Source organism: Bradyrhizobium sp. WD16 (assembly GCF_024181725.1).
Classification (GTDB): Bacteria; Pseudomonadota; Alphaproteobacteria; order Rhizobiales; family Xanthobacteraceae; genus Bradyrhizobium_A.
The window spans coordinates 3523251-3546384 of record NZ_CP028908.1; the positions used below are offsets into that span (position 1 = coordinate 3523251).

A 23134-nucleotide genomic window follows, 5' to 3' on the forward strand; every position below is an offset into this window, starting at 1 on the left:
TTAGATGACCCCCCCTCAGGCGCTGAGGTCGACGATGCGGCCGACACCCGGTGCCACCGCGGCGATCGGCGGTTGCCGCGAGGGGGTGGACGAGGAATTCACGGAATTGGCGTCATTGCGGCTCGCGGGATCAGTCTCCGGTGCCTGCGGCTGCGCGCCGGCGGACGGGGATGGCGTTGGAGCCTGGGCAATGGGTGCGATGCTCATGAAATGTGACCTTTTTAGAATTGGGCTGCGTGGGCAACCTGGTCTTCAGCGCTGAATCGACTGTGAATCCGATCCGAGAAACCCCGGTTGTTTCGGTGCTGTGATCGAACCAGGCGCGGTGATTTCATCTTTGCTTTACGTTCGCTTGCGCAGGTCTCGCGGATTTTATGAATACAGGGGACAGGCGTGAACTGAGGGATCCGCGACAAGCCGAGAGATTGATCCCTCTCCCAATGGAGAATACGTGATCGCCGCCGAACTTCTCGTCTGACCACCGAGTCTTGCGTTTTGACGCACCGCTTCTGCCAAGCCCTAGCACGGTGGCCGAGGCCGCTGTCCCTGCCTGAACAGATAGCCAGCCAGTCCGCCCGCCGCGGCCATCATGCTCCGAGATTGGGCTGGACCTGAGACCTGAGTTCAACTGCGCGGTCACCTGTCGCGACGTCCCCCATTAGGCCTGTCTTCATTTCTTGGCGGTACCATGATCTCAGCCGCAGCCCTCTGGCGGTTGTCGTCTTGCAGTCCTTCATCCCGAAAAGGTCCCCATGTTCGGTAATCTGCGTATTTCGTCCAAGCTGATGATCATGGTCGTGCTTGCGGTCCTCGGCATCGGTGCGGTGGCCACCGTGCAGCTGGCGGCGCTACGGGCAAATCTGCTGGATGACCGCAAGGCGAAGCTGCAGGACGTGGTGGAGTTGGCGCGCCAGGCCGTGGAGCGGGATTACGAGGCGGCGAAGGCCGCGGGGGTGTCCGACGCCGATGCGATCGTGCGCAGCCGGGCCTTGCTCAAATCCTTGCGCTTTGGCCAGGATGACTATCTTTATGCCCTCGATATGGATGGGGTCGTCCAGGCCCATCCCAGCTCCAAGGTGGAAGGCAAGAATCTGATCGGGGTTGCCGATTCCGACGGAGTCTATTTCACCAGGGAGGAAGTCGATCTCGTTCGCAACGGCAGCAATGGCTTTGTCGGCTTCCGCTTTCCCCGCGCCGGCGCTGAGCAGCCTCTGCCCAAGATCGCCTATGTGACCGGCTTCAAGCCCTACCGCTGGGCTATCGGGGGCGGGATCTATATCGACGACGTCGATGCGATTTTCCGCGCCCAGGTAATGCGCACGGGCCTGATGATCGCAGTCACGCTTCTGCTGGTCGTCGGCATGTCGCTGCTGCTTGGTCGCAGCATCGTCGGGCCGATCACTGCCATGACATCGGCGATGCGCCGGCTTGCCGGCGGTGATACGGCCGCCGAGATCCCGGCCCGCGACCGCGGCGACGAGGTGGGGGCCATGGCACAGTCAGTTCAGGTCTTTAAGGAGAGCATGGCTGAGGCGGCTCGGCTGCGGGCGGAGCAGGATGCCCTCAAGCTGCAGTCGGAAGACGCGCGTAAATCGCTGCTGGCGCGCATGGCCGACGATTTCCAGAACGAGGTGCGGGGCGAACTTGAGACCCTGGCCCAGTCGGCTACGTCCATGCGGTCCATGGCCCAGTCCATGGCCGCGACCGCCGAGGCGACCAGCCGCCAGTCCGGTACGGTCGCTGCAGCTGCCGGCGAGGCGACCAGCAACGTGCAGACCGTGGCTGCTGCGACCGAGGAATTGTCCTCTTCGGTGGTCGAGATCGGCCGGCAGGTGACGCAATCCACGGCGATTGCCGGCAAGGCGGTGACCGAGGCCGAGCGTACCAATGCCACGGTGCAGGGGCTGTCGGCCGCCGCACAGAAGATCGGCGATGTCGTCAAGCTGATCAGCGACATCGCCAGCCAGACCAACCTGCTGGCGCTCAATGCCACCATCGAGGCGGCGCGGGCCGGTGAGGCCGGGCGCGGCTTCGCGGTGGTTGCCAACGAGGTGAAATCCCTCGCGAGCCAGACCGCCAAGGCGACTGAGGAGATATCGGCCCAGGTCGCCGCCATGCAGGAAGCGACCAGCGAGGCCGTTGCGGCGATCGGAAGCATCGGCGGCACCATCGGCGAGATGAACGAGATCGCGACTACGATTGCATCCGCCGTCGAGGAGCAGGGGGCCGCAACCCGCGAGATCGCGCGCAACGTCCAACAGGCGGCGGTGGGGACCGGCCAGGTGTCCGATACCATCATCGGCGTCAATGCCGCGGCGGGCGAGACGGGCACGGCTGCCGGTCATGTCCTGGCCTCGGCCGACGAACTCAGCCGCCGGTCGGATGTGCTGCGGGCGGGTGTCGACCGCTTTATCGCCAGGATCCGGGCGGCCTGACACAGGTCGCCGACGGCTTCGAACACGCTGTCGGCGGATGCCGTAAGGTGCAATAGGATAGCGCAACCCGTTTCTGGCGAGCGCCTTGGGCGTCGGATCTTGCCGACGAGGTGGCGACGGCGGTCGTCTATCTTGCCTCCGATGCGGCGAGGTACGTCAGCGGCTCGACATTGTTCGTCGACGGTGGCTGGACCGGAATCGACGGACCGATGACCGGGCTGACGCAGCTGCACCGGGAGTGGAGGGCGGCTGCGCGTCACTCCAGCCGGTCGACCTGGCGCAGCGTCGGGAACAGCCTCATCCACGCAAGCGCCACCAGGATGGTGCCAAGGCCGCCGAGCGCCGCAGCGGGAACGGCGCCAAGCAGCGCCGCCACCATGCCGCTCTCGAATTCGCCGAGCTGGTTCGAGGCATTGATGAAAAGGAAATTCACCGCGCCGACGCGGCCGCGCATGTCATCGGGCGTGGCGAGCTGTACCAGTGAGAAGCGGATCACGACGCTGATGGTGTCGGCGGCGCCCATGACCGCCAGCGCCAGCAGGGACAGCCAGATCCATTGCGAGAGGGCAAAGATGACGGTCGCCGCGCCAAACACGATCACGGCCTGGAACATGCGCAGGCCGATCTTGCGGCGGATCGAAAATCGCGCTAGTGCGCTGCTCATCAACAGTGCACCGACTGCCGGCGCGGCGCGCAGCACACCGAGACCCCAGGGGCCGGTGTGGAGGACATCGCGGGCATAGATTGGCAACAGCGCCGTGGCGCCCCCGAGCAGCACAGCGAAGAGGTCGAGCGAGATCGTGCCGAGGATCGCCGGGTTGCTGCGTACGAAGCGGACACCGTCGAACAGAGCGGCCCAGCTCGGCGGTTCTTTGCCTTTCGCTGGCGTCAGGTGGCGGATGAGACCGCTCAGCAGGCAGCCGGCCATCCAGAATGCCGCCATGGCGGCGAAGGGCGCAGCCGCACTCAGGGCATAGGCGATGCCGCCCAGGGCCGGGCCGCAGATCATCGCGATCTGCCCGCCGGCGGTGGCAATCGCCGTCGCCCGCTGCAACTGGCCGTCGGGTGCGACAGCCGGCAAGAGCGCTGCGGAGGCCGGGCTTTCGAAGGCGGTGACCGTGCCGATCACTGCCAAGGCGAGAAAGATTTCAGGGACGCTCAGCCAGCCGGCGATGCTGCCGACGGCGAGGGTCACGGCTGTGACAGCCTCGACGAACTGACACAGCCGCATCACCCGCCTGCGGTCATAGCGATCGGCGACGTGGCCGGCAAAGAACACCAGGAGCGCTGTCGGGAGAAACTGGGTCAATCCGGCGAGGCCGAGATTGAAGGCGCTGCCAGTCCGGTCATAGATCTGCCAGCCGATCGCCACCGCCGCGATCTGCGAGGCGAAGCGGGACAGCGTGCGCGATGCGAAATACGCGAGGTACGGTCGATGGCCGAGCAGGCGGGCCAGCCCGGCGGGCGGAGACGGCGACAGCATAGGACAACTCAGAGGCGACCTGCGCTGACGAGGCGTGCAGGACAAGGTGCCGTGCCTTCATGGCTCAGGTCAGGTGAAGCGTCGAGCGGTATCGTGGAAGGGGGGGGGCGTCGGCAAACTTGCCGTAAGGTACGGCGGCAGTGGTCGGGCGTCATTCTCCCTTGCAAAATCCGGAATAGGAGTTACTTATATCCTTTTCAGGATCAATCCATGCCTGTCGCGCCTCATTATCCTGCTTCCCGCTATGAGTTCGCGCCATTGCCCGATCTCGCCGCGAAGGCGGAGCGCGAGCGCCTTAGTCCATCTGCCCTCGAGGCCTTCTTCAACATCATGATGGCTTGGAAGGTGCGCGATGACGACGCCCGGGCGTTGCTCGGCGGAATCTCCAATGGCCCCTATTACGAGTTGAAGAAGAGGCCGCGCACGCTTGATACCGATGCGTTGACGCGAGTGTCCTATCTGATCGGTATCTTCAAGGCGTTGAACATCCTTTATCCGACCGAACTCGCCGACGCCTGGGTGCAGCTGCCGAACACCAACCGGATATTTCATGGTGTGACGCCGCTCGATTTCATGATCAAGGGCGGGCTGCCGGCGCTGCAGACGGTGCGGCGGCTGCTCGATGCACGACGCGGCGGCCAATGACACCGGCGGTGTCGCTGCTGCGCCGCTTTGACACTCATCGGCTGATCCCCTCGAAATACAACGAGGGCGGCGATAGCGTCCTGACCCGGATAGCCGACGATGACGCGCACCTTGCCGACATCTTCGATCTCGACAACGCAACCAACGATCGCTTGATGGCGGAGAACGATCGGCTGCCGGGGATCGGCATCGATGAGCTGGTGTTTGGCATTCCCTATTTCCGCATCGTCAATGCCGCCTTCTGTCACGCGCATCCCCTTGGCAGTCGCTTCAACGGACCCGATCGTGGTGCCTGGTATGCCGCGCTCGAGCTTGAGACCGCTCAGGCGGAGGTTGCGTTCCATAAGTCGGTCGAGCTCGCTGAATGTGGCTGGCAGGACGCAGAAATCACTTATGACGATTATCTCGCCGATTTCAGCGCCGAGTTTCACGACCTGCGTGGTGACGCGCGATTTGCAGATTGCCTCGCCGCCGGTAGCTACCTCGCGGCTCAGGACATGGCGCAACGGCTGCTCGCCGAGGGCTCTCTCGGAATCGTATATCCCAGCGTGCGTGCTGCAGGCGGCACCTGCCTTGCCTGCTTTCGCCCGGCCTTGGTGATGAATGTGAGGAAATCTCAAACGTACCGGTTTACCTGGGCGGGAACCGCGCAACCCGAAGTCGCGACGCTCGTGGTCCGATGATGACCCGGTGGCCATCAACTATCAAATAACAGGGGGCGGCGAACTTCACGCCAGCTCGCGCATTGTCGTCGAATTGCGACATCTTGGGAGGTGACGATGGGGCGGCCAAAACCCGTTCGCACCAAAGCGCTCGTGGTCGAGATTGATTACGCGCAGCGACAGCTGTTCGCCGTGCTGTTTGAGGAAATCGAACTCTGCGACGGCTTCCGGATGGGACGCAATTCATGGCAAAGCCGTGGCGCGCGCTTGACGTGCTGCGCGAGGCCGAACGCTCGCTGCACTGAACGACATGGTGATCGGGCCGAGCCCCTATGTCGCCAGAGGGCGACCGGGCGAGGGCCGTGCCTCCGCGGTCGCGCCCCCCGGCGAAGAACGCCGGGCGTTTAGGGAATAATCCTGCTCCAACGCCATTGTCGGCACAATGAGGATTGATCGATCATGCGCACCTTCTTCGGGAAGATCATAAGGACACTAGCAAAATCAAAGTGCTAGTGTGGCTTATGTCTCGCAATTGCCTACGAGAGGCTTGCCGCAAAGGCGGTAGGCAATTGCGAGACGCCACACTAGCGACATCACGCATGGATGCCGGCTCAGAGGTGGCGGCGCGAAATGCCCAGATCGTCAACTGAGACGTGACACTTCACAGCAATTAGGTCTCACTTATTGGGTGCCGCCGGGCCGGCCGCGCTTGCCGCCCTTGCCGTTCGCCGCGTGGCCGGAGCCGAGAGCACGAGCGGCACGGCCGCGTACCCGCACGCCGGAAAGCCAGGCTTCATTCTCGGAAAGAGCCCTGTAGGCGAGGGCGATTTGCCGCCACTCGTTGCGCTCGGGGCCAGGCGGCAGCGCGCGCGCCCGTCGTGCGGCCTCGACGGCCTTCATACGCAGGGCAATTGAAGCATCGAACGGAATCGGATCAGACATGGCGCAACAGGAATTCAATCTTGTTTCGCGAAACCTACACTAGTGTGGCGTCTCGCAATTGCCTACCGCCTTTGCGGCCAGTCTCTCGTAGGCAATTGCGAGACATAAGCCACACTAGCGCTTTGATTTTTCTAGTGTCCTTTATGTCTCTGAATTACCGTTCGAGCGTGAGGCAAATGGAGCGGTAATTCGGAGACAGGACACTAGTGTCACGACTCCAACGTTCGTATCCCATTGCAGCAGGCGCTCATACGAACGTTGGAAACAAGGGGACACTAGCATCTTGCGTCGTTCGGCGATAGCGAGCGCCTTGCGGCTACCCATCAGTCGATCATGAGGACGCCTTTTCGACAGGTGTGGGCGATCTCGGCCTCGACGATCGTGGTTTGGGCAATCCGCCCTTGCCGCTTCGACCGCGCAGTTGCGGCGCGTCTTCGACTGGAATCTCCTCCGGGACGTCCAGAATAAGATCATCGGCCGCGACCTCGGCGGGTCGTGGCCGTCCTGGCCGGTAACTGCGATGCTCCTGCTCCCAACGATCGACGCCCATCTGCCATCGCTCCCAATCGTTCCGGGTCGTCCGCTTCAGAAGTCGCCCCCGCTTCAAGTCGCATCCGCTTCCAGGTCGCAACGGCCGATCATCCCTTCGGGGCAGAAGGCTCGATTCGAAACTCTCAAGCGAAGCGGGGCGTGACCAGCGACGCACGTCGGAGATAGGGGGCACGACCTCAAGCGCCAACGCCGGCCACGGTTCCCGCGCAGGGAACGTAATCTCAATCGACAATCGCGACAAACGTTCCTTTTCGCTGAGGGGCCGATTAGCTCTACGCGCGGAAAATCGTCAGCCCCAATATCAGCAAGACGAGGAAGATCGCGACGAAGATATAGAACAGGGTGCGCGCAATATCCGCGGACACGATCGATACGCCGGTGAAGCCCAGCAGCCCGGCGATGATTGAGACCACCAGGAAGATCAGCGCCCATCTGAGAATGGTCATTGTCAATGCTCCGTGTTCGACGATGCCATCCAACGCGGGGCGCTGCGTCTCGGTTCCCGCAGCGGAACGTTCGCCCTTATCCGGGACAGTGCTGTGAAAACTCCCGTTTCGTCCGGCGTTGTCGGACGGGGCAGAGGAAAAGTGGCGAATGTGGAGGGCTCGGGGTCTCGCTCTTGCTGCGGTCCTTGGCGTTCCTCTGTCCGGCCCTGCTGCCGGCGCGACGTTGAACGTTGACGAAATAGAGAAGGCCGATTTCAGCGGTGCAACTCTTCCTGCTGACCGGGTGACCCCGCTCGCGATCAAGCTGCCGGTTCTGCTGGCGGGGAGCGGTTTCTCGCTCGGCGAGATTGACGGACATTATGGCGAGAATGCCCAAAAGGCTTTGCGTGCCTTCGCCGATGCCAGCGGTCTTGGGGGGCCGGCAGTCCACGCCTGAACTCTGGAGAAAATTCACAGCGCCGGCCGCGTTGCCGATCCTCGTGCGATACAAGATGTCTGCGAGGGGTCTTGAAGGCCCGTTGGTCAGGAAGATTCTGTCCAAGCTCGAGGCCAACAGATCTGAGACTGCAAAATCGTGTAAGCGCAGAGCGATGCGGACGGCGCGCCGCGATGACGCGCACGGCGATAGCGTGGCCGGACGGCGACCGGCGCAGCTTCCTTGTGCCGCCCAGTCGCGGCCTCAGTTTCAGCGAGGATATCGACAACGACGATCGAGCTTGTCTTTCGCGCACGCGGCATTGCCGCCGTCGTTGCATCGAATTATCCACGATCGATGTGCAGCGCTTGACCCGTAACGGCAAATGGATGAACATTGCCATGCTCGCAAGAGATGGGGACGCGGTGATCTCCACGGACCGATGACAGCCCTCGATATCAGCTCTCTCGATATCAGATATTCGGCATCTTGTTTATGATCCAACGCCTCCCGGAGAGAGACGACCCAGGCTTGCGCGTTTCATCCGCTCTTTGAATTTTTGCTCGAAAGAGTTCTTGCCCCGCTTCCGGAAATCGGCGGCGGGATTTTTTGTGACCTGATCGGCGCTTCGAGATCGGATCCGCGAGCCGCATGCCGCGCCTCGTCCGGATGGTGGTCTGACGGAGCGGATTGAGGAGGACAGGATGACATTCAGGATCGCGAAGTCGGTGCTCGATGCGTTGCCTTATGATTTTGCAGAGGCGGTCGAGGCGCATCGTCAGGCGCTACTCGCCCATCGGTTCAGCGGTGATGCGGCGCCGAGTGCGGAGGCCGCCGTGGAACAAGCCGTGCGCAGGATCCGGCGCGAAGGCGAGGCCGACGACTTCGTTGCCGATTACGAGGTGGTCGACGATCGACCGGCGCCTGCCTCCGGGTTCGACTTGCGGCAGCAACTGCTTTCAGCCCTGCGGTAGGCGGAAGCTGCGGCTCGTGACCAGGTCGTCGGAGCCGGCCGGATGAGGCGGCTTGGCCTCGATGTTGCGCGCATTCTTGGCAAGCCGGCGGTGGAGCGGGCCAAAGAGGACGAAGCCGCGCTGGTCGCCTATGCCGAGATTCAGCAGCGGCTTGAGGCCATCCAGTATCACGCCGCCGTCCAGGAAGAGACACTCGAGGCGCTGTCGCCGTCGCAACTCGCCAACTGGCAATGGGAGCCGTTTTCAGCATGAGCATCACGGACCATGCCGCGCTGGTGGACCGGATTTGTCACGCGCTCGCCACCGGGCGAACCCTGCGCGACGTCTGCCGGGATCCCGGCATGCCGGCGCCCAGCACCGTCCTGGGCTGGGTCAAAGCCGATCGAGATGGCTTTGCCACGCGTTACCGAAACGCCCGCGAGGTCGGCTACTCGCTGATGGCGGACGAAATGCTCGAAATCGCCGACGATGCGTCCCAGGATCGCGTTGTGCGCAACGAGGGTGGCGAGCCAGTAATCGATCACGAGCACATCTCGCGGTGTCGTTTGCGGGTCGCGGTAAGGCGCTGGCTGCTTGCCAGGGCTCTACCCAAGATCTACGGCGACCGGCTCGACGTCGAGGCAACGCATGAAACCGGCGATTCGCTCCGCGAGCTGATGAAGGCGATTGATGGACGGACCCGCAGCCTTCAGCCGGGCGATTGACAGGTTCTCAAATCGCTGCTGGCGGCTCAACAATCTTTACGTCGTCACCGACAAGAACGGCCGGCGCTCGGCCTTCCGGATGAACAGTGCCCAAGAGGCGCTGTTGGACGGAATGCACAATCAGAACATCATCCTCAAGGCCCGCCAGCGCGGTTTTACCACTTTCATCCAGCTCTTCATGCTGGATGCCTGCGTCTTCAACTCCGACATCCGGGCCGGCACCATCGCGCATACGCTGGCCGACGCCCAGGTGATCTTTCGGGATAAGATCCGCTTCCCCTACGATAACCTGCCGGAGGGCATCAAGGCGATCGTACCGCCTGTGAACGACAACACCTCCGAATTGCTGCTGGCAAACAATTCGGGCATCCGCGTCGGCACCTCGCTGCGCTCCGGCACGCTGCAATATCTGCACATCTCAGAATACGGCAAGATCTGCGCCAAATATCCGGAGAAGGCGCGGGAGGTCCGCTCCGGCGCCCTCAACACCGTCGAGAAGAACCAGCTTGTCTTCATCGAAAGCACTGCGGAAGGTCAGGACGGCCACTTCTTCGAGCTGTGCCAGCAGGCGCGCAGCAAGCGTAACGCCGGCGCGCCGCTCTCGGCCATGGACTTCAAATTTCACTTCTCGCCGTGGTGGGAAGACGACGCTTACGTGCTCGAGCCGGGCGCGGTCGAGATCCCGGCATCGTTTGCGGAGTATTTCGCCAGGCTGCGGGCCATCGGGATCGACCTGCGCCCGGAGCAGAAAGCCTGGTACGTCAAGAAGGCCGAGCAGCAGCAGGGCGACATGAAGCGGGAGTTTCCCTCGACACCCGACGAGGCATTCGAGGCGGCGATCGAGGGCGCCTATTACGCCGAACAGCTTGCCCGGATGGAGCTCGATCGCCGTCTCACGCGGGTCCCGATCGATCCTGCGCTTCCGGTGCTGACGAACTGGGATCTTGGCTTCAACGATGCCAACGCGATCTGGTTCATCCAGGTGGCCGGGCTGGAGGTCCGCTTCATCGACTATTACGAGAACAGCGGTTACGGGCTCGAGCACTACGCCGGCGAGCTGAAGAAGCGCCGTGACGAGAACGGCTACACCTTCGGCGAGCACTACTTGCCTCATGACGTCGTCAACAGCGAGCTGTCCAACGGCAAGAGCCGTTACGACACGCTGGTCGGCCTCGGCATCAGCCCCATCATCACCGTGCCGCGGGTGCACAGCATCAACGACGGCATCAATGCGGCGCGGCGGCTGTTCCCCAAGGTGCTGATCGACCCGGTCCGGTGCGAAAAGGGTCTGAAGTGCCTGCGCAACTACCGCAAGGAATGGGACGAGGAGCGGGCGGCGTTCCGGGACAAGCCGCTGCATAACTGGGCATCGAACGGGGCGGACGCCTTCCGCAACTTCGCTCAAGGCTTCGTCGAGCCGTCCATGGTGGCGCCCCGCCACGCCTATTCGCGCCGCTCTGCCAGGGGCGGCTCCTGGGAGTCCGCATGATCACTGACCGCGAGGATGCCGGCGATCGGCGTGAGGAGGGCGAAGCGCCTGACGCGGAAGCGCTGTTCGCCCGGCTCAAGGGCTGGTTCCAGCAGGATTTCGACCGGCTCACGGACTGGCGGAAGGACGCCCGGGAGGACTTCGCTTTCACCGCCGGCGACCAGCTGACCGAGGAGGACAAGGCCCGGCTGCGCGAGATGAACCGGCCGATCATCGTCATGAACCGGATCGAACCGGTGATCGACAGCGTCGCCGGCTCGGAGGTCGCCAATCGCCAGGAGGTGCAGTTCATCCCGCGCACCCAGGGCGACGTCGCGGTCAATGAGGTGCTGACCTCCGCGGCGAAGTGGTTCCGCGACCAGTGCGATGCCGAGGATGAGGAGAGCGACGCCTTCCGCGACACCGTGATCTGCGGCATGGGCTGGACCGAAACCCGCCTCGACTATGAGGACGACCCCGACGGCGCGCCGGTGGTCGAGCGCGTCGACCCGCTCGAAATGGTGTGGGACAGCTCGGCCAAGAAGCGCAACCTCGTCGACATGCGCCGGGTCTTTCATATCCGGCGGGATATCCCGATCGAGGAGGCTCGCGCGCTCTGCCCGGGCGACGAATTCGAGGATGCCGACTATAACGCCACCTGGGTCGACGACGCGCCGGACGGCCGCGACCAGCACCACAACGACGGCCGGTTCTACAACAAGGGCGACCAGGGCGACGGCCAGGAACGCGCGGAAAAGACCGTCACCATGGTGCGGGCGCAATGGTGGGAGCGCTCGCCGGCCTATCTCGTGATCGACCCGACCGATCCGAACGGTCAGAACATCCTGACCCTCGACAAGGATGATTTCGAGCAGTTGCAGGCGAAAGCCGAAGCGGTTGGCGGCCGGCTTCGCTTCACCAGGTCGACGCGCAAGGCGTTCAAGCAGGCCTTCCTCGGCCGGATCATGCTCGAGATCGGCGAGGCGCCCTGCAAGGACCATTTCAGCTTCAAGTGCATCACCGGCAAGCGCGACCGCAACAAGAACGTCTGGTACGGCCTCGTCCGCGGCATGAAGGACCCGCAGCGCTGGGCCAACCGCTGGATGGCGCAGACGATGCACATCATTAACACCTCGGCGAAGGGTGGCATTGCCGCCGAGCGGGGCGCCTTCTTCGAGAACGACGCCGACGGCGAGGCGAGCTGGGCCAAGCAGGACGCGGTGACCTACCTGAAGCAGGGCGCGGTGTCGGGCCAGAGCCCGAAATTCATCGCCAAGCCGGTCAGCCAGTTCCCGCAATCGTCGTTCGAGCTGATGCAGTTCGCGATCTCGTCGATTCGCGACACCTCCGGCGTCAATGTCGAGCTCCTGGGGCTCGCCAGCAACTCGGGGCAGGCGGCAAGCCTCGATCGCCAGCGCAAGCAGTCGGCCATGACCATCCTGCAATCGCTGTTCGACAGCCTGCGCCGCTATCGCAAGGAGCAGGGTCGGCTGCTGCTGTACCTGATCGAGAACTATCTGTCGGACGGGCGGCTGATCAAGATCGTCGGCGAGGAAGGCGCGCGCTATGTGCCGCTGATCCGCCAGGGCGGCCTCAACACCTATGACGTGATCGTCGACGAGGCGCCGTCGAGCCCGAACCAGAAGGAGGCGACCTGGAGCCTCCTGCAGCAGTTGCTGCCGGTGATCGGCAAGATGCTGCCGCCGGCAACCTGGCTGGCGCTGCTCAAATACTCGCCGCTGCCGTCGAGCGCCCAGGACGACATTCGCAAGAGTCTCGAGCAGCAGCAGGGCCAGCCTGATCCGGCGCAGCAGCAGCGCGACGCCGAACTGCAGATGACGCAGGCCAAGGGGCAGGCGGAAATCGCCAACCACCAGGCACTGACCAAGGCCAAGATCGACGGCATGCACGCGGAGGCGCAGGCCAAGCAGCAGATCGAGATGCGCAAGGCCGCCGCGGCGAGCCTGAGCCAGTTCGGGGCGCCGCAGATCGGTCCGGACGGCCAGCCGATTCAGCCGCAGGGCGGCGACCCCGGCGCGGTGCTGATCGCGTTCCTGCAGCAGTTCGAGCAGGGCATGCGGGACATCGCCTCGGCCATGGCGGCGCCGAAGCAGATCATCCGCGACCAGAACGGCGAGCCGATCGGCGTGGCGCCGATGCCGCCGGGCAACGCGACCGTCCAATAGGAGAACGACCGTGGCGGCCTACAACAAGTTCAACAGCTTCGTGCTCGACCTGGCGACGAAGGTCCACAACCTCAATTCGGACACGCTCAAGATCCTGCTGACCGATGTTGCGCCGGTCGCGTCGAATACGGTCAAGGCAAATCTTGCGGAAATCGCCGCCGGCAACGGTTACGCCGCCGGCGGCGCTGTCGCGGCGTTCGTCTCCGGCGCAGATCCGGCCGGAACGTACAAGCTCATTCTGTCGCCCGTCGTCTTCACGGCCTCGGGTGGCTCCATCGCTCAATTCCGCTATGCGGTCCTCTACAACTCGACGGCCGCAAGCGGAAATCTCGTTGCCTGGTGGGACTATGGCGCGGAGGTCAACTTGACCAATGGCAACAGTTTCACGGTCTCGCTCGACCAGACCAACGGCGTGTTCACGCTGGCCTAGTGTGGTGGATCTGACGCTCGTTTCAGCGGGACACTAGTGTCCTGTCTCCGAATTACCGCTTCATTTGCCTCACCCTCGCACGGTAATTCGGAGACATAAGGACACTAGCAAAATCAAAGCGCTAGTGTGGCTTATGTCTCGCAATTGCCTGCGAGAGACTGGCCGCAAAGGCGGTAGGCAATTGCGAGACGCCACACTAGGAGATTTGCATGGCAACCACGCTCGACCTTCTCAAGCAGCAATTCGCAACGCTCTGCCAGCAGCGCGACGCAATCCTTGCGCGATCCGAACCTCTGCGCGCGCAGCGTGACGCCTTGGTCCGGCAGGCGGAAGCCACGCTTGCCGCCGAGGTCGCGCCGCTCGCGGCGCAGATCGAGGTCGCGGAAGCCGGGTTGACCGATCTCATGAAGCAGATTGCGCAGATCGCGACCGCGCTCGACGGACGGACGGCGGCGTAATGGCCAGCCTCGACCTCGGCGTCCGGATCGCCGCGACATCGTCCGGCGCCGGCGACTTCGTCTCCTTCGGGCCGGTCACCGGCTATCGCGACCTTTCCGCGTCGATGAACGGAAAGACCTATCGCTATCGTGCGGAAAGCCCGGACCTGACGCAGTGGGAATACGGCTCCGGCCAGGTCAGCGGCGGCAATACCATCGCCCGGGCGAGCGTCAAATATTCGTCGACCGGCGCCAAGGTGAATTTCGCGGTCGCGCCGCAGGTGGCGATTTCGATCGATCCGGACGACGTTCTGCAGTTCGACGACGCGATGTCGCTGACCGCGGCACAACAGGCGCGCGGCCGCAGCAATCTCAATGCCGCGCCGTTCGATGCGCTGGCGGCGAGCGGGTTGCAGGTCAACGGCGCAATGGAGGTGAGCCAGGAGAACGGTGCGGCCGCGCGGACGACGAGCGGTTACGTCGTCGACGGATGGCAGATCTTGTCGACCGGCACCATGGGCTTCTCGGCGGCACAGGTGGCCGACGCGCCGTCCGGATTCACCAACTCGATCAAGGTCGCGATCACCACGGCCGCGGCGGCTCTCGGGTCTGGCGACTATCTGATCATCGCGCAGCCGATCGAGGGCTTCCGCACGTCGCGGCTCGGATTTGGAATGGCGGCCGCGCAGCCGATCTCGATAGGGTTCTGGACCAAGGTCCATCGCGCTGGAACCTACTCGGGATCGGTCAGGAACTCGGCATCGACGAGATCGTATTCGTTCACGTTCACCCAGGACGTTGCCGATGCCTGGGAATACAAGACGGTCACGCTCCCGGGCGACACCTCGGGAGCCTGGACCGGCAATACCAATGGCGTCGGCCTGTGGCTGAGCTTTGCCATCGCCTGCGGCACGACGTTTGCCGGAGCGGCAGGCGCGTGGGCCTCGGCAAATTATCTCGCGGCGACCGGGACGACGAACGGTGCCGGCACCCTCGGCGATGTCTTCCAGATCACCGGTGTCGTCGTTCTCCCCGGCACCGAGGTGCCGGCGGCGGCGCGCTCGGCGCTGGCCATGCGCTCCTACGATGTCGAGCTTCGCCTGTGCGAACGCTATCTGCAATTCGCGACCACGACGACCATCGGCGTCTACCTGAACGGCGCCGGGCAGACCCTGTACCTCTCCAAGTCGCTGCTGACCGAGATGCGCGCGGGACCGACCGCGAGCCAGTTCACCGCGCCGTCGTACAGCAACTGCAGCGTCACCATTGGAGGCACGACGGTGCGGGACCTGAGGCTCGACCTGACCGCAACGGCGGCGGGGGCGACCTACGCCATTGGCGGCGTCTACAAGCTGGATGCGAGGTTGTGATGGCTGCCTATCAGTGCACGGCCTCCGCGGCGGTCATCCGCACCGGCGATGGCGCACTCATCCCGGAGGATGCGGCCAATCGCGACCGCGCGGCCTATCACGAATGGCTGGCAAACGGCGGCGTTCCCGATCCCTATGTCGCGCCTCCGCCGGTGGCGCCGCGGTCGATCTCGGATCGGCAGTTCTATCAGCAGCTGGCGATCGAAGGCATCATCTCGGAGGCCGACGCCCTGGCGGCGAACGCTGCGGTGATACCGCCCGCGCTGCTCGCGGTGATCGACGCCATGCCCACGGCGGAGCAATTCGGCGCCAAGATGATCGTGTCCGGGGCGACCACCTTCGAGCGCAACGACCCGCTAACGGTCCGGATCGGAATGGCGCAGGGCTGGAGCGCGGCGCGGATCGACGCATTCTTCATCGCCGCCGCGGCGCTATAGGCCATGTTCTTCGACGCATTCGGCCGCCTGGCGTTTGGACAGGATACGCAAGCCGCGGCGGTCAGCTACGCGTTGCCGGCCGTCGCCGGCGTCTATCCCATCGCCGGCACCGCCGTGGCATTCGGCGGCGCCGAGGTCGCGCCGGCCGGCATCTATCGGCTCGGCGGCGCCAGAGCGGCGTTCGGCGCCGCCGAACCTGCATCCGCTGGCGCTTACGCCCTGACGGGCCGGACGATCGGCGAGACGGTGTCGCTGGCGCCGGCGCCCGGGTCTCATTGGCTGTCGGGCGTTGCGACGACGGTTGCCTTCAAGGAAATCGCCGGCGCCGATGCCTACGCGCTGACCGGGACCGCGATCGGCGAGACGGTTGCGATCGCGGCCGCGGCCGGTGCTTACGCCTCAGCAGGATTCGGCGTCACCGTGGCGGTCACGATGCCGGGCGATGGTGGCGTCCATGCCTGGACGCTGACGCCGACGCCGCTGATCCGAACCGGCGACGATTTCGACCAGGTCTATGGCGGCGTCGGGCACTACCTCGAGGAGCTCGAGGAGAAGCGGCGGCTCGCCAGGATCACGCGCAAGACGCCGGCGCCGATCCAGACCAAGGCGTGGCCGGCGTTGCCGCCGATCATAGCCCAGCCGCCACGGCCGGCGCCGGCAATCGATCCACAGGCCATCGCCGCCCAGTGGCAGGCCGAGCAGAAGCAGGCCGATGCCGCCGCGCGGCGCCGGCAGGCGCTGGAGATCCTGCTTCTCGCCTCCTGAGTTCGCGCCTGGCGTATCCAGGCATCGGCGCCGGCCGCATCCGGCGGGGATCTCTGACATGAGCGAAACCGATTTCGTCGCCGGCTCCGGTCCGGCGGATACGCTTCCTTTGGATGATGGCTTAGTTGCCGGCGAGCATGTCGCAGAGACGGACATCGCGTCGGCAGCCGAGCCCGTCGAGGTCGAGGCGAAGCCGGAGCGGATGGTCTCGCTGGCCGCACTGCATGCCGAGCGCAGCCGGCGCAAGCAGATCGACCAGGAGTACCGCAAAACCCAGCAGGAGCTGGCGGAATTGCGCGGCAAATTCTCGATCATCGAAAGCCTGAACCTGCCGTCGCAAGGCAGGCCCGCCGATGAGCCGACACCCGAGTCCGATATCGTCGGCTATGCCAGGAAGATCGGCGAGACCGTCGAACAGGTGCAGAAGCGCCTGGACGATCAGACGGCGGCGGAGCAGGCGAGCGCCGAGCAGCACAGGCTGATGAACGCCTATCGCGCCGATGCGGCCCGGTTCGAGGCGCAGGCGCCGGATTTTCGGGCGGCCTATGACCATCTGCTCCAGAGCCGGGCGGCCGAGCTGCAGGCGATCGGCTACACCGATCCGCAGTCCCTGCACGAGGCGCTGCAGGCCGACGAGTTCGCCGTCGCCCATATGGCGCTGTCGCGCGGCCAGAGTCCGGCGGAACTGCTCTACGCTCTGGCGCAGCAGCGAGGCTACCGTAGAGCGGAGGGCAGCAGGCCGAACGGCGCCGCGAGGCTCCAGACCATCGAGCGCGGCCAGGCCGCCAACAAGAGTCTGTCCAGCACCGGTGGCGCCGCCGGCGAGGCCGAAATCACCGCCGAGCAGCTCATCAAGATGCCAATGGACGAGTTCGAGGCCTGGTGCGCGCGAAATCCGGCACGAGCCCGGCGTCTGATGGGCGGCTGACCGCGACGCGCGGCGTCCCCCGATTCCCTCATCTCATTTTTCCAAAGACGGAGATTGCAATGCCCTATCCGTTTTATCAGCGGCGGCGCGATGGCGCGCCGGCGCCGTTCGGCTTTGTCCCGCTGTCTGACTTAACTTACAGGCCGGAAGTCGACGAAGACACGGCGCCGGTCATCAATGCCAATGCGGCGGTGATTGCCCGCGCTTCGCGCGCAGCTCCGCGGATATTGCAAGAGTTGGCAAAGCGACTTGCCGAGGGCAAAGAGTGGGCAAAGTCGGTTTATACAATGGCAACCAGTCCGGACTGGCAAGGAACCCGGACGTTCGATCCAATGAAGGACAAAAAATGCGTTAGAGAATATCGCGACGCCCATAATTATTGCCTGCCGCTCATGATCGGCGAGAAGGGCTTTACCGACACCCAATGGCACAGCATGGAGGACTGCCTCAGAGGAAACGTGAGCGAGAGATGTCGAGGGATACCGTACGAGCGCCCTGGTCCCGCGCCGCGTCCGTATCCTCTAAATGACGATCAACGATGAGCACGCCCGGAATAGGAGCACGAACTGATGGATCGCACTTCAAAGTGTCGCGCCACCGCTTCAGCCTCGAGGACCATCATGTGATTGCGAGCCGCCAGGAGCATGACTGCGCCGATGAGGCTAAGGCGCGGGAGATCGCCGACGAGATCGGCGAGGCATCGCGTCCAGGCTCAGCCGGAACTGGCGGACGGTCACCATGGTGTGGTCGTCCGCGACAGCGCCGATCGAGAGATCTATGCCGGCGCCGCTGGATCCTGACGCACGTAAGCGTCGGCATTGATCGGGGCTCCAGCACCTCGGGAAACCAGGAGGAGCGGGGACAACACCCTGTGAACGACTGTGAATTGCGGGGAAAGTAAGCTCCCGTCAAGGAACGGCCGTCATTAGCTTGAGTTCTGATGGCGCGTTCCGGGAGAAACTTCCATGCAAAAGTTCAGCTTTGGCCTGACCGACCTGACCTCCTTCGATAAGCCTGCGGGCGAGTACTGGCTGCACCATCCGGCCGGCGCCGCCCGGCGCGGCCGCCGCATGGCCAAATCCCTTGCCAGGACCATGCCGCAAGCCATGCTCGCCGGCCTCTGCATCGTCGCGTTCGACGGCGCCGGAAACCTCGCCGCGGTGGTGCCGCTGGCGACGGTGCATTAGCGCCGCCACTGAAAATCGACTGGAACGCATCCGAGCCGGCGTCACGCGACGCCGGCTTCTTTGTTCGGGGCGCGCTGTTGTCGCCGTCCGGTTCGAGCGTTTCTGCGGCCTGCCGCCGCACTGCTGCTTTCTTCGACCGGCGGTCGTTAAGCGCCATTCGTCCCGCTCCGAAGCCGTCAATTCGGACAATCGCCGCGCATCCCCTGCCGGCGCCGATGTTCCGTTTCACCTTCATGCGGAGATCGCCATCATGGCATCCACCACCTACGGCGTGAACGACACGCTTTCCAACAAGCTGTGGGCCAAGAAGCTCTCGGCCGAAGCCCTGAAGGAGACCTATTTCGGCCGCTTCATGGGCACGGGCTCGGACAACATGATCCAGCTCAAGAACGAGACCTCGACCAATGCCGGTGACAGCGTCACCTTCGGGCTGCGCATGCAGCTCTCCGGCGACGGCGTCACCGAGGCCCAGACCCTCCAGGGCAACGAGGAGAGCCTGACCACCTATTCCGACAAGGTGCTGATCAACGAACTCGCCCACGCGGTGCGGGTCCGCAACAAGAACACCATCGACGCCCAGCGCGTGCCGTTCTCGCTGCGCGACGAGGCCAAGCTCGGGCTCAAGGACTGGTTCTCGAACCGCTTCGACAGCGCGATGTTCAACCACCTCGCCGGCAACACGCTGGTGACGGACATGCGCTACGCCGGCAACAACACCATCACCGCGCCGTCGGCGGGGCGGATCTATCGCGGCGGCACCGCCAGCGACGACGCCGCGATCAACACCGACAACACCAGGACGTTCAATCTCGCGGTCATCGACGCCTGCGTCGAGCGCGCCGGCACCGCGACGCCGCTGATCCGGCCGATCAAGATCAACGGCGAGAACAAGTTCCTGATGTTCCTGCACGACTACCAGGTCACCGACCTGCGCACCAACACCAACAGCGGCCAGTGGCTCGACATCCAGAAGGCGGCGCTGGCCGGCGGCGCCGGCTCGAAGTCGCCGATCTATACCGGCGCCCTCGGCGAGTACAACGGCGTCATCCTGCACAAGTCGAACCGCATTCCCATGGGCGTCTCCAATGCCGGGGCACAGCAGACCTCGACCCGGCGCGCCGTGTTCTGCGGCGCCCAGGCCGGCGCGCTGGCCTTCGGCAAGGAGTTCTCGGACGGGGTCAATTACAAATGGGTCGAAGACCTGTTCGACTACGAGCGCGAGCTCGGCGTCTCGGCCCAGACCATCTGGGGCGTCAAGAAGGCGGTGTTCAACGCCACCGACTTCGGCACCCTCGTCGCCACCACTTACGCCGTGGCGCACTGAGGCAAGGGCCCGGCTCCCGGCCGGGCCCGCTCGCCCTGATCCAAACGCTTCTCTCCTGATCCAGAAAAGGACATTCAGTCATGGCTACCGGAACCCCCGGCTCCACGGCGCGCCGCAATTCGAGCCAGCAGGTCGGCTACCTGCGCTTCTCCGTCAACTTCAACGACGCCGGCATCGCCGCCGGCGTCGGCAAGCAGTGGCTCCCGGCGGGCGCCCTGATCATCGGCACCGACGTTTACGTCGGCACCGCGTTCAATGCCGTCACGACCAACACCCTCAGCGTCGGCACCGTCGGCACCGTCGGCGACGCGGCGACCAACATCATCAACGCGCAGAATGTCGGCGCCGCCGGCCTCACCCAGAACGTCGCGCCGACCGGCGCGGCGCTCGGGCCGCTGGCAGCCGACAAGCAGGTCTATTTGACCTACGCGCAGACCGGCGCCGCGGCGACCGCCGGCCGGGCGACCGTCGTCGTCAAGTACGTCTGCGACAACGATCTCTGATCGTGGACGCGGCGATCTTCCTGATGCACTACGGCGCGGCGGCGATCGAGCCGCCGCGCCCGTCTTCCGAACCGAAGGTGACGGACAATGGGAACGCTGGCCCAGCTCAAGGCGAACATCGCAAGCGATCTCAGCCGCGACGATCTGGCGAGCCAGACCGCCGGCAAGATCGCCGACGCCGTCGCCGCGTACCAGAATGAGCGGTTCTGGTTCAACGTCTCGCGCAACTTCACCTTCGCGACGCTCGCCGGGCAGGTGGCCTATGGCGCCGCGGATCTGGCGACCATTCCCGACCTCATCCGGATCGACGCGATGTTCCTGCCGCGCAGCCAGTCGATCTATCCGCTCGACCGCTACGAGCCGGCGGACTTCGAGGTCATCGCCGGCGGCATGAGCGGCGGCGGCCGGCCCACGGCCTTCACCTGCATCGACCAGCAGATCAGGCTGTGGCCGACGCCGACCGCGGTCTACACCCTGCGTCTCCACGGCCATTTCCGGCTGCCGGCGCCCGCCGGCGACGCCGACGGCAATGCCTGGACCACGGAAGCCGAGCATCTGATCAGGACCCACGCCAAGATGCTGCTCTATCTCGAGGTGCTCGAGGACATCGACGGCGCCACGCGGATGCAGGCGCAACTCCCCGGGCTCCTGGCCTCGCTGCGCAACGAGAGCTCGGCGCGGTCCTCGACCGGCGTCATCCAGGGCTCGGGGTGGTAGGATGGCGCTCGTCAGTTTCGGCGACTATCGCCCCGACGTCTCCGACTATGAGGCCCAGACCACGCGGACCATCGTCAACGTGGTGCCGCGCGGCGACGGCTACGGGCCGTTCCCCAGCCTGACGGTGCTGTCCGCGGCGCTCGGCTCGCGCTGCCGCGGCGCATTCGTGGCCTACAAGTCCGATGGCTCGGTCATCATCTTCGCGGCGACCGCGACCGATCTCTATACGATGGACAACACCGCCTTCACCTGGACCAGGGTGTCCAAGGCCGGCGTGGCCTATTCCTCGGTGCCGGCCGGCGATCAGTGGCGCTTTGCCCAGTTCAATTCCCTGGTGATCGCGGTGCAGGCCAATGCCGTGCCGCAGGTCTTCGTTCTCGGCAGCTCGACGGCCTTCGTCGATCTCGCAGGCAGCCCGCCGCAGGCGCGCTATATCGATATCGTCGGGCGCTTCGTGGTGCTTTCGGGCCTCATCTCCAACCCGAACCGGGTGCAGTGGTCGGGCCTCAACGACGTCAACGGCGCGACGAGCTGGACGCCGGGCGTCAATTCGTCGGACTACCAGGATCTGCCGGACGGCGGTTTCGTCCGCGGCGTCGCCGGTGATCTTCCAGATCGAACGCATCGTCCAGGACAAGGGCGTGTTCGGGCCCTGCAGCATCGTCCGCGCCGGGGTCTCGGTGTTCTTCTTCTCCACCCAGGGGTTTCACCGGATCGATCCCGGCGGCTTCCCGACCCCGATCGGCCGCGAGCGGATCGACCGAACCTTCTTCGCCGATCTCGACCAGGCCAATCTGCAGCTCTTCGTCGGCGCGGTCGATCCGCGCAATTCCCGGATCATGTGGGCCTACAAAAGCACCAACGGCGCCTCGAACCAGTTCGACAAGATCCTCGCTTACGACTTCGTGCTCGACAAATTCACGACCATCAGGATCAGCGGCGAATACCTGCTGCAGATCGCCCAGCCCGGGGTGACGCTGGAGGGGCTCGATCCGCTGGCGCCGGGCGGCTCGCTCGACGCCATGATCCAGTCGCTCGACAACTTTTCGACCGCGAACACGCCCGAGCTCGGGTGCTTTGATGCCGCCCATGCGTTGAACTTCTTTCGCGGGCCGAACCTGGAGGCCGTGCTGGAGAGCGCCGAGCAGGGCACCGACGGCCGTCGGCTGAAGCTGCGCGGCTTCCGGCCCGTCAGCGATGCCCCGGCGGTTTACGGCTCGGCGAGCCGGCGCGAGACCCAGCAGCAGGCCGCGACGGCTGGCGCGGAAAGCCTGATCAATCCCGTCACCGGACGCTGCAACATGGTGGTGGATACGCGCTACAGCCGCTACCGCTGCCGCATCCCGTCGGGAACGGCGTGGACCTTCATCGCCGGCGTCGAGCCGGATGTCATCCGGACAGGACTGCGATGAGCGTTCTCGGCATCTCGACGCAGGAAAAAGACCTGACGAAATACGCGCTGGTGCTGCAGCAGCTGGCGGCCGGCCGGTCCAATGCCGCCGGGACGATCACGCTCAACGCGAACGCGACGACCTCGACCCAGACGCCGCCGAACTGCGCCGCCGGCAGCGCGGTGTTGTTGTTTCCCAGGACCGCCAATGCCGCGGCCGAGCTGGCCTCGGGCGCCTGCTACGTCAGCGCCGTCGGCAACCGGAGCTTCACCGTCAGCCATCGCAACAGCTCCCAGCTCGATCGGACGTTCTTCTATGTCTGCCTCGGTTGAGACGCTCTGCGTCGCGCCGGACCGCATCCCGCAGATGTGGCCGCATGTGGCGCGCTGGCTGACCACGGCGGCGGAGCGCTGCGGCGACTGGACGCCGATGGCGCTGCTCGACGTGCTGGTCAAGGGCGAGGCGCTGCTCTGGGTGCTGTGGGACGGCGATCGGTTGAAGGCTGCCTGCGTCACCGAAGTGGTGATCGTGCCAAAGGGCAAGATCCTGCGGGTGCTGGCCTGCGGCGGCGGGCGCGCCGCGTCCTGGCCGCAGGCCTTCGCGCCGATCGAAGCCTATGCGCGGGAGCTTCGCTGCACCGCCATCCGCATCGAGGGCCGCAAGGGCTGGCAGCGGGTGTTCGAGCGGCAACACTACAGGCTCGCATGGGTCTGCATCGAGAAGGGGCTTTGAG

General features: G+C 64.8%; 28 protein-coding genes and 1 pseudogene. 25 read left to right on the forward strand and 4 right to left on the reverse strand.

Translation table 11 applies throughout. The features are described 5' to 3' along the window. Positions 1 to 15: 15 nt before the first annotated feature. Entirely contained in the window at positions 16 to 207 is a 192-nt protein-coding gene (locus DB459_RS16305; RefSeq protein WP_253706283.1) for a hypothetical protein, read from the reverse strand. 545 nt (positions 208 to 752) lie between these two features. Between DB459_RS16305 and DB459_RS16310 the strand changes: the two genes are divergently transcribed. Both DB459_RS16310 and DB459_RS27610 read left to right on the forward strand, forming a co-directional pair. Then, on the forward strand, positions 753 to 2435 hold the full coding sequence (locus DB459_RS16310; RefSeq protein WP_253706284.1) for a methyl-accepting chemotaxis protein: 1683 nt from the start codon (positions 753 to 755) through the stop codon (positions 2433 to 2435). Between the two features lie 86 nt (positions 2436 to 2521). Further along, a pseudogene (locus DB459_RS27610) lies at positions 2522 to 2671 on the forward strand (SDR family oxidoreductase); the annotation flags it as partial. Between the two features lie 20 nt (positions 2672 to 2691). On the opposite strand, the gene DB459_RS16315 reads toward DB459_RS27610, so the two are convergent. Then, positions 2692 to 3918, reverse strand: coding sequence for an MFS transporter (locus DB459_RS16315; protein WP_253706285.1), 1227 nt, complete (start codon positions 3916 to 3918; stop codon positions 2692 to 2694). A gap of 210 nt (positions 3919 to 4128) precedes the next feature. Here DB459_RS16315 and DB459_RS16320 point away from each other — a divergent pair, with 210 nt between their 5' ends. Further along, complete coding sequence (locus DB459_RS16320; protein ID WP_253706286.1) at positions 4129 to 4563, forward strand: antitoxin Xre/MbcA/ParS toxin-binding domain-containing protein; 435 nt, start codon at positions 4129 to 4131, stop codon at positions 4561 to 4563. After that, positions 4560 to 5246 (forward strand): RES family NAD+ phosphorylase, encoded by a 687-nt coding sequence (locus DB459_RS16325; protein ID WP_253706287.1) that lies wholly within the window; start codon positions 4560 to 4562, stop codon positions 5244 to 5246. The genes DB459_RS16320 and DB459_RS16325 overlap by 4 nt, the downstream gene beginning before the upstream one ends. A 660-nt stretch (positions 5247 to 5906) precedes the next feature. Here the strand turns inward: DB459_RS16325 and DB459_RS16330 are convergent. Next, positions 5907 to 6167 (reverse strand): hypothetical protein, encoded by a 261-nt coding sequence (locus DB459_RS16330; protein WP_253706288.1) that lies wholly within the window; start codon positions 6165 to 6167, stop codon positions 5907 to 5909. A gap of 824 nt (positions 6168 to 6991) precedes the next feature. Next, positions 6992 to 7165, reverse strand: a complete 174-nt coding sequence (locus DB459_RS16335; RefSeq protein WP_253706289.1) for a DUF1328 domain-containing protein — start codon at positions 7163 to 7165, stop codon at positions 6992 to 6994. A gap of 223 nt (positions 7166 to 7388) precedes the next feature. On the opposite strand from DB459_RS16335, the gene DB459_RS16340 reads away from it, so the two are divergent. The 21 genes from DB459_RS16340 to DB459_RS16440 all read left to right on the forward strand — a co-directional run bounded on the left by DB459_RS16340 (position 7389) and on the right by DB459_RS16440 (position 23133). After that, positions 7389 to 7601 carry a peptidoglycan-binding protein gene (locus DB459_RS16340; protein ID WP_253706290.1) on the forward strand — a complete coding sequence of 71 codons (213 nt, stop codon included), beginning with the start codon at positions 7389 to 7391 and terminating at the stop codon, positions 7599 to 7601. 173 nt (positions 7602 to 7774) lie between these two features. Then, positions 7775 to 8026 (forward strand): hypothetical protein, encoded by a 252-nt coding sequence (locus DB459_RS16345; protein ID WP_253706291.1) that lies wholly within the window; start codon positions 7775 to 7777, stop codon positions 8024 to 8026. Between the two features lie 258 nt (positions 8027 to 8284). Next, the gene (locus DB459_RS16350; RefSeq protein ID WP_253706292.1) at positions 8285 to 8554 is read left to right on the forward strand and encodes a hypothetical protein; all 270 of its coding nucleotides are present in this window, start codon (positions 8285 to 8287) and stop codon (positions 8552 to 8554) included. A gap of 42 nt (positions 8555 to 8596) precedes the next feature. Beyond that, entirely contained in the window at positions 8597 to 8806 is a 210-nt protein-coding gene (locus DB459_RS16355) for a hypothetical protein (protein ID WP_253706293.1), read from the forward strand. Next, entirely contained in the window at positions 8803 to 9258 is a 456-nt protein-coding gene (locus DB459_RS16360) for a terminase small subunit protein (protein WP_253706294.1), read from the forward strand. Before DB459_RS16355 ends, DB459_RS16360 begins: the two co-directional genes overlap by 4 nt. Further along, positions 9224 to 10747: a terminase gene (locus DB459_RS16365; protein ID WP_253706295.1), complete on the forward strand. Its 1524-nt coding sequence runs from the start codon at positions 9224 to 9226 to the stop codon at positions 10745 to 10747. The genes DB459_RS16360 and DB459_RS16365 overlap by 35 nt, the downstream gene beginning before the upstream one ends. Continuing rightward, positions 10744 to 12912, forward strand: a complete 2169-nt coding sequence (locus DB459_RS16370) for a hypothetical protein (protein WP_253706296.1) — start codon at positions 10744 to 10746, stop codon at positions 12910 to 12912. Before DB459_RS16365 ends, DB459_RS16370 begins: the two co-directional genes overlap by 4 nt. A 10-nt stretch (positions 12913 to 12922) precedes the next feature. Beyond that, on the forward strand, positions 12923 to 13342 hold the full coding sequence (locus DB459_RS16375; RefSeq protein WP_253706297.1) for a hypothetical protein: 420 nt from the start codon (positions 12923 to 12925) through the stop codon (positions 13340 to 13342). 209 nt (positions 13343 to 13551) lie between these two features. After that, positions 13552 to 13800, forward strand: a complete 249-nt coding sequence (locus DB459_RS16380; RefSeq protein ID WP_253706298.1) for a hypothetical protein — start codon at positions 13552 to 13554, stop codon at positions 13798 to 13800. Continuing rightward, positions 13800 to 15149 (forward strand): hypothetical protein, encoded by a 1350-nt coding sequence (locus DB459_RS16385; protein ID WP_253706299.1) that lies wholly within the window; start codon positions 13800 to 13802, stop codon positions 15147 to 15149. Before DB459_RS16380 ends, DB459_RS16385 begins: the two co-directional genes overlap by 1 nt. After that, a complete protein-coding gene (locus DB459_RS16390) occupies positions 15149 to 15586 on the forward strand; it encodes a hypothetical protein (RefSeq protein ID WP_253706300.1) in 438 nt (145 codons plus the stop codon). Before DB459_RS16385 ends, DB459_RS16390 begins: the two co-directional genes overlap by 1 nt. Positions 15587 to 15589: 3 nt before the next feature. Beyond that, the gene (locus DB459_RS16395) at positions 15590 to 16351 is read left to right on the forward strand and encodes a hypothetical protein (protein ID WP_253706301.1); all 762 of its coding nucleotides are present in this window, start codon (positions 15590 to 15592) and stop codon (positions 16349 to 16351) included. A gap of 58 nt (positions 16352 to 16409) precedes the next feature. Beyond that, on the forward strand, positions 16410 to 17279 hold the full coding sequence (locus DB459_RS16400; protein WP_253706302.1) for a hypothetical protein: 870 nt from the start codon (positions 16410 to 16412) through the stop codon (positions 17277 to 17279). A gap of 59 nt (positions 17280 to 17338) precedes the next feature. Further along, the gene (locus tag DB459_RS16405; protein ID WP_253706303.1) at positions 17339 to 17821 is read left to right on the forward strand and encodes a hypothetical protein; all 483 of its coding nucleotides are present in this window, start codon (positions 17339 to 17341) and stop codon (positions 17819 to 17821) included. Between the two features lie 423 nt (positions 17822 to 18244). Beyond that, positions 18245 to 18466, forward strand: coding sequence for a hypothetical protein (locus DB459_RS16410; RefSeq protein ID WP_253706304.1), 222 nt, complete (start codon positions 18245 to 18247; stop codon positions 18464 to 18466). A 250-nt stretch (positions 18467 to 18716) separates the two neighbouring features. Next, positions 18717 to 19790 carry a N4-gp56 family major capsid protein gene (locus DB459_RS16415; RefSeq protein ID WP_253706305.1) on the forward strand — a complete coding sequence of 358 codons (1074 nt, stop codon included), beginning with the start codon at positions 18717 to 18719 and terminating at the stop codon, positions 19788 to 19790. Positions 19791 to 19870: 80 nt separating this feature from the next. After that, on the forward strand, positions 19871 to 20293 hold the full coding sequence (locus DB459_RS16420) for a hypothetical protein (RefSeq protein WP_253706306.1): 423 nt from the start codon (positions 19871 to 19873) through the stop codon (positions 20291 to 20293). An 87-nt stretch (positions 20294 to 20380) separates the two neighbouring features. After that, positions 20381 to 21010: a hypothetical protein gene (locus DB459_RS16425; protein WP_253706307.1), complete on the forward strand. Its 630-nt coding sequence runs from the start codon at positions 20381 to 20383 to the stop codon at positions 21008 to 21010. Between the two features lie 602 nt (positions 21011 to 21612). Beyond that, positions 21613 to 22422, forward strand: coding sequence for a hypothetical protein (locus DB459_RS16430; RefSeq protein ID WP_253706308.1), 810 nt, complete (start codon positions 21613 to 21615; stop codon positions 22420 to 22422). Continuing rightward, the gene (locus tag DB459_RS16435; RefSeq protein ID WP_253706309.1) at positions 22419 to 22733 is read left to right on the forward strand and encodes a hypothetical protein; all 315 of its coding nucleotides are present in this window, start codon (positions 22419 to 22421) and stop codon (positions 22731 to 22733) included. Before DB459_RS16430 ends, DB459_RS16435 begins: the two co-directional genes overlap by 4 nt. After that, a complete protein-coding gene (locus DB459_RS16440; RefSeq protein WP_253706310.1) occupies positions 22717 to 23133 on the forward strand; it encodes a hypothetical protein in 417 nt (138 codons plus the stop codon). Before DB459_RS16435 ends, DB459_RS16440 begins: the two co-directional genes overlap by 17 nt. Position 23134 lies beyond the last annotated feature (1 nt).